General features: G+C 54.6%; 14 protein-coding genes. 7 read left to right on the top strand and 7 right to left on the bottom strand.

The window, feature by feature from the left end; all coding sequences use genetic code 11:
- Window positions 1-25: 25 nt before the first annotated feature.
- Entirely contained in the window at window positions 26-1,177 is a 1,152-nt protein-coding gene (locus HOV93_RS23205) for an efflux RND transporter periplasmic adaptor subunit (protein WP_207398944.1), read from the bottom strand.
- 76 nt (window positions 1,178-1,253) lie between these two features.
- Window positions 1,254-1,841, bottom strand: a complete 588-nt coding sequence (locus tag HOV93_RS23200) for a TetR/AcrR family transcriptional regulator (protein ID WP_207398943.1) — start codon at window positions 1,839-1,841, stop codon at window positions 1,254-1,256.
- Window positions 1,842-2,141: 300 nt separating this feature from the next.
- On the opposite strand from HOV93_RS23200, the gene HOV93_RS23195 reads away from it, so the two are divergent.
- On the top strand, window positions 2,142-2,654 hold the full coding sequence (locus tag HOV93_RS23195; protein ID WP_390814353.1) for a MarR family winged helix-turn-helix transcriptional regulator: 513 nt from the start codon (window positions 2,142-2,144) through the stop codon (window positions 2,652-2,654).
- Window positions 2,655-2,658: 4 nt separating this feature from the next.
- Here the strand turns inward: HOV93_RS23195 and thpD are convergent, their stop codons facing one another.
- From thpD to ectA, 4 genes are all read right to left on the bottom strand, one after another.
- Entirely contained in the window at window positions 2,659-3,540 is an 882-nt protein-coding gene (gene thpD / locus HOV93_RS23190; protein ID WP_207398941.1) for an ectoine hydroxylase, read from the bottom strand.
- Window positions 3,541-3,713: 173 nt separating this feature from the next.
- Complete coding sequence (locus tag HOV93_RS23185; protein WP_207398940.1) at window positions 3,714-4,103, bottom strand: ectoine synthase; 390 nt, start codon at window positions 4,101-4,103, stop codon at window positions 3,714-3,716.
- 175 nt (window positions 4,104-4,278) lie between these two features.
- Entirely contained in the window at window positions 4,279-5,559 is a 1,281-nt protein-coding gene (ectB, locus tag HOV93_RS23180) for a diaminobutyrate--2-oxoglutarate transaminase (RefSeq protein WP_207398939.1), read from the bottom strand.
- Window positions 5,556-6,050: a diaminobutyrate acetyltransferase gene (gene ectA, locus HOV93_RS23175; protein WP_207398938.1), complete on the bottom strand. Its 495-nt coding sequence runs from the start codon at window positions 6,048-6,050 to the stop codon at window positions 5,556-5,558. Before ectA ends, ectB begins: the two co-directional genes overlap by 4 nt.
- 243 nt (window positions 6,051-6,293) lie before the next feature.
- Between ectA and ehuB the strand changes: the two genes are divergently transcribed.
- From ehuB to HOV93_RS23150, 5 genes are read left to right on the top strand one after another with little or no spacing between them, the layout of a single operon-like run.
- Window positions 6,294-7,199 (top strand): ectoine/hydroxyectoine ABC transporter substrate-binding protein EhuB, encoded by a 906-nt coding sequence (gene ehuB / locus HOV93_RS23170; RefSeq protein WP_207398937.1) that lies wholly within the window; start codon window positions 6,294-6,296, stop codon window positions 7,197-7,199.
- A complete protein-coding gene (gene ehuC / locus HOV93_RS23165) occupies window positions 7,196-7,870 on the top strand; it encodes an ectoine/hydroxyectoine ABC transporter permease subunit EhuC (RefSeq protein WP_315853459.1) in 675 nt (224 codons plus the stop codon). Before ehuB ends, ehuC begins: the two co-directional genes overlap by 4 nt.
- Window positions 7,871-7,872: 2 nt before the next feature.
- A complete protein-coding gene (gene ehuD, locus HOV93_RS23160; protein ID WP_207398936.1) occupies window positions 7,873-8,532 on the top strand; it encodes an ectoine/hydroxyectoine ABC transporter permease subunit EhuD in 660 nt (219 codons plus the stop codon).
- Window positions 8,529-9,308: an ectoine/hydroxyectoine ABC transporter ATP-binding protein EhuA gene (gene ehuA / locus HOV93_RS23155; RefSeq protein WP_207398935.1), complete on the top strand. Its 780-nt coding sequence runs from the start codon at window positions 8,529-8,531 to the stop codon at window positions 9,306-9,308. The genes ehuD and ehuA overlap by 4 nt, the downstream gene beginning before the upstream one ends.
- A 7-nt stretch (window positions 9,309-9,315) precedes the next feature.
- On the top strand, window positions 9,316-9,939 hold the full coding sequence (locus tag HOV93_RS23150; RefSeq protein ID WP_207398934.1) for a MarC family protein: 624 nt from the start codon (window positions 9,316-9,318) through the stop codon (window positions 9,937-9,939).
- A 62-nt stretch (window positions 9,940-10,001) separates the two neighbouring features.
- Here HOV93_RS23150 and HOV93_RS23145 read toward each other — a convergent pair whose 3' ends face one another.
- Complete coding sequence (locus HOV93_RS23145) at window positions 10,002-10,223, bottom strand: hypothetical protein (RefSeq protein WP_207398933.1); 222 nt, start codon at window positions 10,221-10,223, stop codon at window positions 10,002-10,004.
- Between the two features lie 28 nt (window positions 10,224-10,251).
- Here HOV93_RS23145 and HOV93_RS23140 point away from each other — a divergent pair, with 28 nt between their 5' ends.
- Window positions 10,252-11,844 (top strand): amidase, encoded by a 1,593-nt coding sequence (locus HOV93_RS23140; protein ID WP_207398932.1) that lies wholly within the window; start codon window positions 10,252-10,254, stop codon window positions 11,842-11,844.

Here is an 11,844-nt window from a genome sequence, read left to right as displayed (position 1 = left end):
GGCTCACTCCCATGGCAGCCGTCAGTTAGCGAGGCTTGGTCGGCATATTGACTGCCGTGGTGGCATTCATCGGAGGCTCCTGGGAAACGGCGATCGGAGTACCAGGGAACAGCCGCTCGTTCCCTTCGACGACCACCAAGTCGCCGTCGGCAAGCTGAGGTGACTCGACGACGGCCATGCTGCCCGTTTCAAACTTCACGGAAACCGATGTCCGAACGGCCGTTGCCTGCCCCTCGCTTTCGACCGCTTTAAAGACATAAGCCATCCCTGCCGAGCGAATGATGGCATCCTTAGGCACCGTCAACGATGGCTGAGCCGGACCGGTCGGCAGCCAGGCTTCCACCGACATACCGGGGGCGAGAATCGCATCCTGGGCATCGAGGGTCAGCACATACTGAAACATGCGCGTCCGTGGATGAACTTCGTGCACACGTTTGGCCGATGCGGAAACAAACTTACGATCGGTACCCACAATGTGAACCGGTACCTGCTGTGCGTGCTGCGAGACGGTGCCTGCGTATCGTTCAGGAACTTCCAGCCACGCTTCGACCTGGCCGGTTGAGACCAGCGTCACGAAGGGCTCGCCAGCCCGAATCCACTCGCCCGGTTCAGTATGCCGCATAATCACCTGGCCGTTGTAAGGCGCTCGAACTTCGGTATCGTCGAGACGGACTTGAACCAGGTCCAACTTGCGGCGAAGTTCATCGAGCCGACGTCGATCGGTCGACAGCTTGGCTTGGGCAATCGTCAGCTCGGTTTCGCTTCGTTCGTGCTGCTGTTTGGAAATTGCGTTGTTGCGTATCAGCGATGCCGAGCGGTCCATGTCCAAGTTAGCCTGACGAAGTTCCGCTTCACGCTGAGCGATCAACGCTTCGGCTGTACCAAATGCGGCCTCGAGTTCACCCTTCTGGGCTTCCAGTCGGCGAGCATCGATGCGGGCAATCACGTCATCTTTTTCGACCGTCGCTCCTTCGCGGACCGTGACTTCAAGCACACGGCCATCTTCCAGTGCTGCTACGGCACCGCGTGCGACGGCTTTTAAACTTCCCGTAAAACGATGATGCGGTTCCACGGTCTGCATCGTTGCAGGCACAGCCCGAACGGCTGCCGGCGGCATTTGTGCCATGCCCGGAGATACCACCGCCAGTCCGGCGAGTGTCATCAGAATGATACGCATACCCTTCTCCATCTCCACTGCTGTTAATATAGTAGACCAGTCGTCTCTGTATGATGCCATACCAAAGACAAAGGTTTCAAACCGCCTGCTTCAGTAATACCTGGAAGACAAAATGCAGGAATTGGTTCACGGGTCGAATGTTGTTATCCACCTGAACGCGAATCATTGCCCCCTCGAAGGAGTAAATGATGAACTCGGCCAGCGATTCGGGATCGTGGGACGAATCTATCTCGCTTGCCTCTTGGGCTTCGCGAAGACATTGGGTCATGATGACCCGCCACTGATTCCATCCCTGACGCACCGCGTCCCGCAAAGGTTCACTCAAAGAGGACAACTCTAAAGCCAGCTTGCATATCAAGCATTCCTGCCGCAACTCGCGAGAGTTAATATCGTCGCGAGCCCAAATGAAGTATTGCTCCAACCTATTGAGGGGACTCCACTTCGGATCGGTTAAAGCTCGGCGAAGTTTTTCGGTATTCTCGTTTACCGAAGCTTCGATAACCGCCACGCCCAGTTCTTCCTTCGACTTAAAGAAGTGATAGAACGACCCCTTGGGTACTCCGGCGTCGGTCAGAATCTCGTTCAAACCGACTCCGTTGTAACTCTTGGCAATCATCGCCTTGCGGCCTGCCTCGATGATTTCGCTTTTCGTTTCGTTGCCCACTAATTCGCTACCTATTATCCATTTAAGGTGTTTCCGCAATATTAGACCAGTCGTCTAGTGCCGTCAAGCGACAAAATTATGACAGCCATCCCAAGTCTTTATTGTTTCCCTTGCCCCACAAGTGCTAAACAAGTCTTCGATAACATCGTACGAGTTGAACATTTCACGTTTAGTCTACGAAGTTTGCCATACTCTTAAGCCCAAACCCACCACCGCGGTATCGACACATTTCCTGATCAGGGATAGATTGGAGGAAGATGTCTTTCTTGATCGCTATGAACCCGTGAAACCTTCTGTCTAATGGAAGAACATGACCTAGTTGAACGAATGTTACGGGCCATTCGTCGGGTTATTCTGAAGACTTCTCAGTACTCTCGCTCGTTAGCAAGAAACTCTGGGTTGACCCTTCCACAACTGCTGTGCTTGCGGGCCATTCGTGATCTGTCTCAAGAGAAAGATGAAGTGACGGCCGCCCAGGTTTCCAGCCGCGTTGGGCTGGCGGCTCCCACCGTTTCCAGAATTTTAGAACGTATGGAACGGGGGCAACTCATCGAGCGGATTCGCAACAGCCCCGATCGTCGACGCGTATTAATTCACTTGACCGAAACGGGCAAGCAGAAGCTTGCCGGTATTCCGACGCCTCTGCAGGAACAATTCGTCAATCGCCTGACCTCGTTGCAGGAAGACGAACTACGTGGCCTTGTCGTATCGCTCGAGCAAGTGGTCGAGTTGATGGAAGCCGCCGACCTGGATGCCGAACCGGTGATCTCTGCGGAATTCGAACCCCGCGAAGATCGATCTCGGCTGACGTAAGGCTTTAAGGTCGATAGCTTAAAAACCTCGGTCGCGGCTCGGTTCCGCCAAAAGGTGCTTCCAGCGGGTTGTCGACACTGTTAAAGACCAGGAACAAATTGGTCCGTGGGTAAGGGCTCAAGTTCCCTACCGAGGCGTGCATCGTGTTGCAGTCGAACATCACGGCTGAGCCAGGCCCCCCTTTGGGAGCGACGATTTCGCCCTGTTCGACCAACAGATGAAGCGCCTCGCGGCTGGGCACGCCGTACTCTTGCTTCTTCAGCGAACTACGGAAATGCTCGTCGGGCGTTTCCCCCACACAGCGGACGTAAGACTTATGTGAGCCACGGACCAACATCAACGGACCATTGAACTCGTTGTTCTCAGTCAGGCTGATCGAAATGCTCACCGCACGCATACGGGGCATTCCGTCTTCCATATGCCAGGTTTCAAAGTCAGAATGCCAGAAGAACTCTTTGCCCTGAAAGGCCGGCTTGAAGTTGATGCGTGATTGGTGGAGATAAACTTCGCTACCAAGGATCTGCCTGGCGATCCCCACAATACTCTCATCACGGCAAACCTTGGCGAAATACGCGTTATCTTCGTGAACGCGGAAGATCGAGCGGATCTCTTGGCTTGTCGGTTCCGAGATTACGTGATCGAGATGGGGATCAAGAGAGCTTTGGAGATGGCGTGCCTCGGCCAGTAAACTCCGGGCGCGATTCGCACTCACTAGCTGGGGAAAAGCCGAATAACCCCGAGCTTCAAAATCCAATAGCTGCTGGCGGGAAAGCGGACCAGAAGCGTCCATATCCCAAACGACTGGATCCTGGCGAGACGCTAGTTTCCAGGAATTACTAAAACGCGATGCGTACGGGTCGGTATCAAGTGAAGATCTTTGCGACATTGTCCTTCAAAGAGAATGATGGGAGTGTGATTCGTGGGTTCGACGGTCCTTACGGTTGACACCGTATAAGGGTGGTCGCGATCCGGTCAGGGACCCTTCAGGATTCACGACGCATGCCCCAGCGGTTTTGGGGTAACCGCTGGGAACTGCATGATGCGTCGGATAACCAGGCTTTAACTGTCTGTCGCCGCTGGATAGACGCCATTTTCGTCGTGGACTTCCGTGCCGACCACAGCCGGATTGAACACGCAAACCATACGCGTATCGACGTGGGCAGTCAGCAAATGATTGTCGTTCTTGTCCAGTGCATAGACGGTACCAGGCTTGATCTCGAACTTCTCGCCACTGGGTACAAGCTCAACAGTCGCATGCCCCTCAACGCAGTAGACCGCTTCGAGGTGGTTCTGGTAGTGGATCGGAGTGGTGGTACCTTCGCGCAAGATCGTGTCATGCAGCGAGAACCCCATCTTGTCACCTGCAAGCAGAAGACGACGGCTGTTCCAATTGCCACCTTCAACGTCGCGTTCGGTCCCTTTGATCTCTTCTAAACTTCGTACCAGCATGTCACTTTCTCCTGTGTCTATCGTGAACTGATTGTTGGGGCAAACCCTAGCGGGTGATTGTATCAGCATTAAAAAAACCGGGGGCACTCCACATTAGCAGAGGCCCCCGGCAGGTTTATTCCGGAGCACCATCCTTACGGATGATACCATCGGGGTATCTATTGTTTGTAGTCGATTACGACTTGGCAGGAACAACCGTTTTGGTGGAACCTTCCGACTTCAAGTTCTCGTGAATCGCTTCGGTGATGATCCGCAGACCTTCCTTCAACGCGTCGAACTCGATCGTAAGTGGCGGAAGAACCTTCAATACTTCGTCGTTAGGTCCAGCCGTTTCCACGATCAAACCGCGGCCAAAGGCCGAATGCGAAATCTTGCCGGCCAAGGTTTTGTCAGAGAACTCAATCCCCTGAATCATACCGCGACCGCGGACACTACCATCGTAGCGATCCGCCATTTCTAGGAACGCATCTTTAATGATACGGGCCTTTTCGTGGACTTCCTTCGACAAGCGATCATCTCGCCAATACGTTTCGAGGGCAGTCGAAGCCGTCACGAACGCCGGGTTATGACCACGGAACGTTCCGTTATGCTCGCCTGGCTTGAACGCATCGAACTCTGGCTTAATCAGAGCTACCGCGAGCGGTAGGCCGTAGCCTGAGAACGACTTCGACAAGCAGACAATATCTGGCTCGATATCGGCAAATTCAAAGCTGAAGAACGGACCCGTACGGCCACAACCAACCTGGATATCATCCAGGATCAGTAGGGCACCTGAAGCCTTGGCCAAGTCGGCAATACGACGCAACCATTCCTTCGAGGCCACATTCACGCCACCTTCGGCCTGAACGGTTTCCAGAATGAACGCAGCCGGCTTGTCGATACCACTGCTGTTGTCTTCCAGGTAATTTTCGATCATCGCGATCGTGTCCATCTCTGCGTCAAAGTAATCGCAGAATGGCATGTGCGTCGTATCGTGCAGCGAAACACCGGCACCGGCTCGCTTGCTGCTGTTACCGGTAATGGCCAGCGAACCCAGCGTCATTCCGTGGAAACCATTGGTGAACGAGATGACGTTTCGTCGTCCCGTGACCTTACGCGCCAATTTCAGCGCGCTTTCCACGGCGTTGGTCCCCGTTGGCCCAGGGAACATCACCTTGTAATCCATGCCGCGCGGTGCGAACAGAACGTCCTGCATCGATTGCAGAAGCTTCTTCTTGGCGACCGTCGTCATGTCCAGCGCGTGCGTAATGCCGTCGTTGGAGATGTATTCGATCAACGCGTTTTTCAGGGTTTCGTTGTTATGGCCGTAGTTCAACGAGCCTGCACCAGCAAAGAAGTCGATGTACGCTTTGCCGCGATCATCGATCATCAAGTGATCTTTAGACGTCTTGAACGTGGTTGGGAACGAACGACAGTAACTACGGACGTTTGATTCCATTCGGTCAATAATATTCATGAGTTCTCTCGATTGGGGCCAATTGGGCCGACCCGGCAAAGTTCTTCCGGGTCATGGGCAAAGGTTCCGAAGTGCTCAGCGCGGAAGTAAGGAGTAAATCCTATTTCCGTATGCATTGAACGTGCCAGGGCATCAAAGAGTCGGCGAGATGGCTGGTTGTCAGGCGTTATCGTCGCCTCGACCCACTCGAGCTTCTCACCAGGGAATTGAGCAATCAGCGCTTCTAACATTCGCTTAGCTAAGCCTTGTCGTCGTGCCTCCGGCGCGACAACCACTTGCCAAACGAATAATGAGGTCGGCCGAGTCGGTGGCGAGTAGCCGGTGACAAAGCCAACAATTGATCCTTCAAGTTCCGCGACAACACATGTGTCGGCGAAATCTTGGCACAACAACAAATAGAGGTAGCACGAGTTATCGTCTATCTCTTCGCTATTGGCGACCAACTGACGAAGCGGCGCGCCGTCTTCGACGCGGGGTTTCCGGATGATCATCCGGGCTGATTACCTCCACTTGAGTTCTCTCGCTCGCGTCCCAGAGATCGACACAACCTCGGGGATTACCCAGTCTTTCGGATTCGCGAAAATTACTGCAGCAATGGTTGCTGCCGCAACTAATTAGCTTTAGAATTTAGCACATCTCACGTTGAAGATCAATGTGCTAACAACTGTTTTCGCGGTCAACCACCCGAAGACACAACTTGTATGCACGCAATTAGTTACGAAACGAACTTAATAATGTTCGATGAAAATAAGTCAGAGATTTCGCTAACCGGAGTATTAGCACTGCTAATACTGACAGCAGGCTTGGGCGCGATCTTTTGGCAGGCGAATCGCTCTAATTCCAATGGAGAGACAACCTTAACGCGGATTCAAGAGGCCCACACTGTCCGCATTGGCTTTGCCAACGAAGCCCCCTATGGCTACCTAGACACCTCAACCGGAAAAGTTACCGGCGAAGCTCCTGAAATTGCTAGGGCGGTCCTGAAACGGATGGGGGTTGAGCGCGTTGAACCCATTGTGGCTGATTTCGGATCACTTATCCCAGGCCTGAAAGCGAAACGGTTCGACTTAATTGCGGCCGGAATGTATATCACGCCTCAGCGAGCTCAAGAGGTCGCGTTCTCGAATCCATCGTATGCCATCGGCGAATCGTTCATCGTGAAAGCCGGTAACCCGCTCAAACTGCACGGGTACGATGATGTTCGCAAAAACCCAAAAGTTAAACTGGGCGTAATGGGTGGCAGTGTTGAACAGGGATATGCCCGAGATATGGGGGTCGACGATAACCAGGTTCTGGTCTTCTCTGACTACAATAGCGCCATCCTGGGGCTCAAGGGTGGCCAGATCGATGCTGTCGCCGCGACCGACCTGACGGTCAACGATCTTCTGCAGAAGCAGGCCAGTGATGAGATCGAGAAGGCGAAAGACTTTCAAGACCCAGTCATTGATGGCCAGACGATTCGCGGTTACGGTGCATTTGGATTTCGCCAAGAGGACGTGGCGCTTCGCCAGCGTTTCAACGAAGAACTCGCCAAATTCATTGGTTCGCCAGAGCATCTTCAACTGGTGAAGGAGTTTGGTTTCGATGAAACGACCCTGCCAGGCGATGTGACAGCAAAGGAATTGTCGGAAGCACCGTGAGTAACCTCCCTCCTCCATTCGATCTGCTCCCTTTCTTGCTGCAAGGGCTCTACATCACCGTCATCATTACGCTTGGCGGTTGTGCCGTAGCGATTTTCATGTCGGTGCTGTTTGGGGCATGGAGCAAATCGACCGACCCCATTCTTCGCTGGCTGAGCGCGATTTATATCACCGTGTTTCGCGGTGCCAGTGCCCTGATCTTGCTGTACTGGTTCTATTTCGCCATGCCGGAATTAACCAACATCCGACTCGATGCCATCACGACCGGCATCCTGGTGCTTGGGGCCAATGTGGGTGCCTACGGCGCGGAAGTCGTCAGAGCGAGTCTCGAAGCGGTTCCCAAAGGCCAATATCAAGCGGCCGCGGCACTGAATCTTAGCCGCTGGCAAACGTTGCGATATATCATTTTTCCGCAGGCGATCCTCAGCATGATTCCACCGTTTGGGAATCTCATGATCGAACTTCTCAAAGGGACGGCTCTGGTCTCGACCATTACCGTGACCGACCTGACCCTGCAAGGAAAGTTTCTGCGAGACGACACGCATCGCTCGTTTGAAATCTTCGGCCTGCTGCTGTTGATTTACTTCGTCTTGTCGATGACCATCAGCGCCGTCTTCCGGGTGCTAGAGCATCGCCATTCCCAAGGCCGCGATTACGGAGGAGGGAATTAACCATGTGGAAATGGGACGTCGTCTGGCAAGTCATGCCGGACATCCTCAGTGGCTTGGTCGTCACGCTCGAAGCGGTCGCCGGCGGAATGGTTTTGGCGCTTGTGTTAGGTCTACTATGGGCCGTCATGCGACGTTCCAAGTCGCACTACTTGAGTTGGCCAGCCTGGGCAGTGGTAGAGTTCGTCCGAAGTACACCGCTGCTAGTGCAGCTGTTTTTCGTGTACTACGTCATGATCGATGTGGTCGGCCGTGGCTTCTCGCCGCTGATGACCGGTATCCTGGTCCTCGGCGTGCATTACAGCTGTTACACGGCTGAAGTCTATCGGGCAGGGCTCGACGGTATTGCCCGTGGTCAATGGAATGCGGCCAAGGCGCTCAACCTGACGCCTTATCAGACGTATCGCTATGTGATCTTGCCTCAAGCGATTCCGCCGATTCTGCCGAACCTTGGCAACTACTTGATTGCAATGCTCAAGGAAGCCCCGCTTCTTTCGACGATCACTGTCCTGGAAATCTTGAACGAAGCGAAGATCTTCGGCAACGAACATTACCGATACCTGGAACCCCTGACGATCGTGGGTGTGCTATTTATTCTGCTGAGCCTCTTGGCAGGCCTGTCGGTTGAATGGTTACGCAAACGTACAGCGGCAATGACTTCATGAGTGAAACCACACCCCAACTACATATCCGTGACCTGCAAAAGACCTACGGCGACAACAAGGTGTTGCGCGGCTTGAATGTCGATATTCAGGCCGGCGAAAAGATCGCCATCATCGGGCCCAGCGGTTCTGGCAAAAGCACCCTCCTGCGAATCTTAATGACCCTGGAAGCCCCCAACGGTGGGCGCGTGATGGTCGATGGCGAATCAGTCTGGACGATGAACGCCAACGGACAAGAGAAGAAAGCAGACGAAGCCCATATGCGGCGAATGCGTTCGAAGCTGGGCATGGTCTTTCAGCATTTCTTCTTGTTCCCTCATCTCTCCGTTCGTCAAAACTTAACTCTTGCGCCGAAACTGGTAAACAATGTCTCAGGGACGGTTGCCGACGATACGGCCCTGGAACTGCTGCAAATGGTAGGCATGGAAGCCAAAGCCGACGCCTTCCCAGCCCAACTATCCGGTGGGCAGAAGCAGCGGGTCGCGATTGCCAGGGCCTTGGCCATGCAGCCAGAGATCATGCTGTTTGACGAAGTGACTTCTGCACTCGACCCGGAACTGGTACACGAAGTGCTAAGTGTTTTGCGAACGCTGGCGAAAAAGTCGGACATGACGATGTTGCTGGTAACGCACGAGATGAACTTTGCCCGCGAGATTGCCGATCGAGTGTTGTTTTTCGATGGCGGGGTCATCCTCGAAGAAGGCCCACCCAGTCAGATTTTCACCCAGCCCAAAGAACCACGCACCCAAGAATTTCTAAAGACTGTATTGGAAGCTTAGCCCCGCGATGCTTAGCCAAGAGCTGATTGACTCCACGACGTTACTCCTTGTTCTGCTAAATCCTTTCCTACTATGTATCTACCTGCTGGACCTGATCCAAGGCCTCGATACCCAAGGCTTTGCTCGCACCATGATTCGGGCAGGGCTAATGAGCGCGGCCATCTATTTTGGTTTCGCCGTCGTCGGCGACACGGTCTTCACCACCATCTTCAAGGTCCGCTACGAATCGTTTCTGATGTTCGGCGGAATCGTCTTCCTGCTGGTGTCGATTCGCCTGGTGATGAACGGCAGCAATGCCCTGAAAAGCCTGCGCGGCGAAGAACCTCACGGCGCCGAAGGAACGGCCTTACCGTTCATGCTGGGGCCCGGCACCATCAGTGCCTCGATCGTGACCGGTGCGAAAGTTAGTATACCCGAAGCGGCCGGGGCGATCTTTTTCGCCGTCTTCGTCTGCGTCCTCTCGATTATCTTTCTCAAGTGGATCCACGACATCATCCGTAAGCGTCACGAAAAGATCATGGAACGCTACCTGGACACCATCGGCCGAATCATGGCCCTGCTAACCGGCACGATCGCGGTCGATATGATCCTCAACGGCCTGGGGCAATGGCTGGGAACTGGGGCCAGCTAGAGCGCGCTCGGCATGAATACGTTCACCGTAGCAACTCCCAGCTTTCGGACTCGCAACGAGTCCTAATGCACCGTGGCCAGCAAGTTGTCATAATTTTCACAGAAGCGACAATTCTCCAGTCCAAGCCAAGTGACCTCCTCAAGCGTCGCAGGCTCTCCCATCGCCTCAATCCGGGCCCAGAAACGATTGGATGGGTTCAATTCAACATGCAGAAACCAATACGCGTTTATTTCTTTTTTGAATCTTCCCATGCCCACGTGAGCACCATAGATTATTCGAGACACGGAAAAGCATCCTCGATAGAATCACGGCATGCAACGCACATCCCCCAAACTTTGGCAGCACGGCGCCGCTCAACTCGCGCATCTGATCGCTTCGCGCGAGGTCTCCGCATCGGAAGTGATCGCGGCGCATATCGACCGCATCGAAACGGTCAATCCTCATATCAACGCGATAACGGAAACGTTCCTCGAAGAGGCGCTCGCAACGGCCAAACGAATGGACAACGATCCATCTTTCCTCGAAGGCCAACCGCTGCGGGGCGTGCCGATCTCAATCAAGGAATGCTTTCACGTGGCCGGTGGCAAGACAACACTCGGCATGACCTCGCCGGCCGTGGTTCACGAAAAGGATGGCCCTTTGGTGGCGCGGCTGCGACAAGCTGGCGGCATCATCATGGGCCTGACCAATGTTCCGCAGTTGATGATCATCCACGAGACGCGGAATCCGGTCTTCGGTACGACCAACAATCCTTGGAACTTGGATCGTAGCGTTGGCGGAAGTAGCGGCGGCGAGGCGGCCATCCTCGCGACCGGCGGCACGGCACTAGGGCTGGGCAGCGACCTGGGAGGAAGCATTCGCCTGCCTTGCCATTTTTGTGGAATTGCTGGCCTGAAACCAACCTCACGACGCTTAGTCCGCAGCGGAGCCGTCGAGAACTTGCGAGGTATGGCGTGGCTCGAGTTTCAGCCAGGCCCCATGGCGCGTCATGTCTCCGACCTGCGAATCGCCATGCAGGTTCTCTCCCGCAAAGAGTTACAAACTAAATGGGACGACGCCGAAGATGCCCCTATCGGCTTTGATCCCCAAACTTCGACCGACGTGAGTTCGCTGCGGATCGGCGTTTATTCCGACGATGGTTACTTCCCGCCTTGCCCTGCGGTGAAACGAGCGATCGCCGAAGGCGTGCAAGGGCTTGAGGCCCGCGGAGCGACGATCGTCCAGCTAGATCCTCCCAAAACATTGGAGCTATTGAAGTCGTACTTTGCGATTGCCAGTGCCGACGGCGGTCGCGATTTTCGTCGCTTGCTCAAGGGAAGCAAGTTAGACCCCGAAGTAAAACGACTCGTTCGACTGGCCGCGTTGCCACGTTGGGCGCGACCACTGATCGCGATGCTGGCGTTGGCCCCGCTCGGCAAACACAAGATGTCCGCTCTCTTCCGAGCATCAGGACCGCGCTCGGCGAATTCGCTGTGGCAGGTCACCTGGCAAGCCGCACGTCAGGTCGGCGAAGTGTTTCAAGCATGGGACCAAGCAAACGTCGACGTGGTTCTTTGCCCCGCGCACGCAACCCCCGCGCTCAAGCGTAAGTGTGCGGTCGATGCGCTCCCGGCGGCCAGCTACAGCATCCTTATGAATCTTTTGGGGGTTCCCTGTGGTACGGTGCCAGCCACGCGAGTGCGTCTCGGAGAACTTTCCGATCGCACCGGCAAACTCGATGCCAGTGAACGCTTGGCCCGCAAGATTGAAAATGGAAGCGCAGGGCTTCCAGTCGGCGTGCAAGTTGCTGGTCGATTCTGGCGTGAAGATCAGGTTCTCACCGTGATGGAAACGCTCCAGTCGCACTACCGATCGCTATCGCTCTATCCCGACGTCAGCAACCTTCCCAAGTTTGGCACTAAATAG

It is taken from the genome of Bremerella alba (assembly GCF_013618625.1).
GTDB classification, from domain to species: domain Bacteria; phylum Planctomycetota; class Planctomycetia; order Pirellulales; family Pirellulaceae; genus Bremerella; species Bremerella alba.
Note: the sequence above shows the minus strand (reverse complement) of the source record. Positions and strands in the feature narration are given on the sequence as shown.

Excerpts from the sequence above, each read along its gene's own strand:
- HOV93_RS23205 (WP_207398944.1), bottom strand. The coding sequence starts at position 1,177 with ATGCGTATCATTCTGATGACACTCGCCGGACTGGCGGTGGTATCTCCG.
- HOV93_RS23195 (WP_390814353.1), top strand. The coding sequence starts at position 2,142 with ATGGAAGAACATGACCTAGTTGAACGAATGTTACGGGCCATTCGTCGG.
- thpD (WP_207398941.1), bottom strand. The coding sequence starts at position 3,540 with ATGTCGCAAAGATCTTCACTTGATACCGACCCGTACGCATCGCGTTTT.
- HOV93_RS23185 (WP_207398940.1), bottom strand. The coding sequence starts at position 4,103 with ATGCTGGTACGAAGTTTAGAAGAGATCAAAGGGACCGAACGCGACGTT.
- ectB (WP_207398939.1), bottom strand. The coding sequence starts at position 5,559 with ATGAATATTATTGACCGAATGGAATCAAACGTCCGTAGTTACTGTCGT.
- ectA (WP_207398938.1), bottom strand. The coding sequence starts at position 6,050 with ATGATCATCCGGAAACCCCGCGTCGAAGACGGCGCGCCGCTTCGTCAG.
- ehuB (WP_207398937.1), top strand. The coding sequence starts at position 6,294 with ATGTTCGATGAAAATAAGTCAGAGATTTCGCTAACCGGAGTATTAGCA.
- ehuD (WP_207398936.1), top strand. The coding sequence starts at position 7,873 with ATGTGGAAATGGGACGTCGTCTGGCAAGTCATGCCGGACATCCTCAGT.
- ehuA (WP_207398935.1), top strand. The coding sequence starts at position 8,529 with ATGAGTGAAACCACACCCCAACTACATATCCGTGACCTGCAAAAGACC.
- HOV93_RS23150 (WP_207398934.1), top strand. The coding sequence starts at position 9,316 with ATGCTTAGCCAAGAGCTGATTGACTCCACGACGTTACTCCTTGTTCTG.
- HOV93_RS23140 (WP_207398932.1), top strand. The coding sequence starts at position 10,252 with ATGCAACGCACATCCCCCAAACTTTGGCAGCACGGCGCCGCTCAACTC.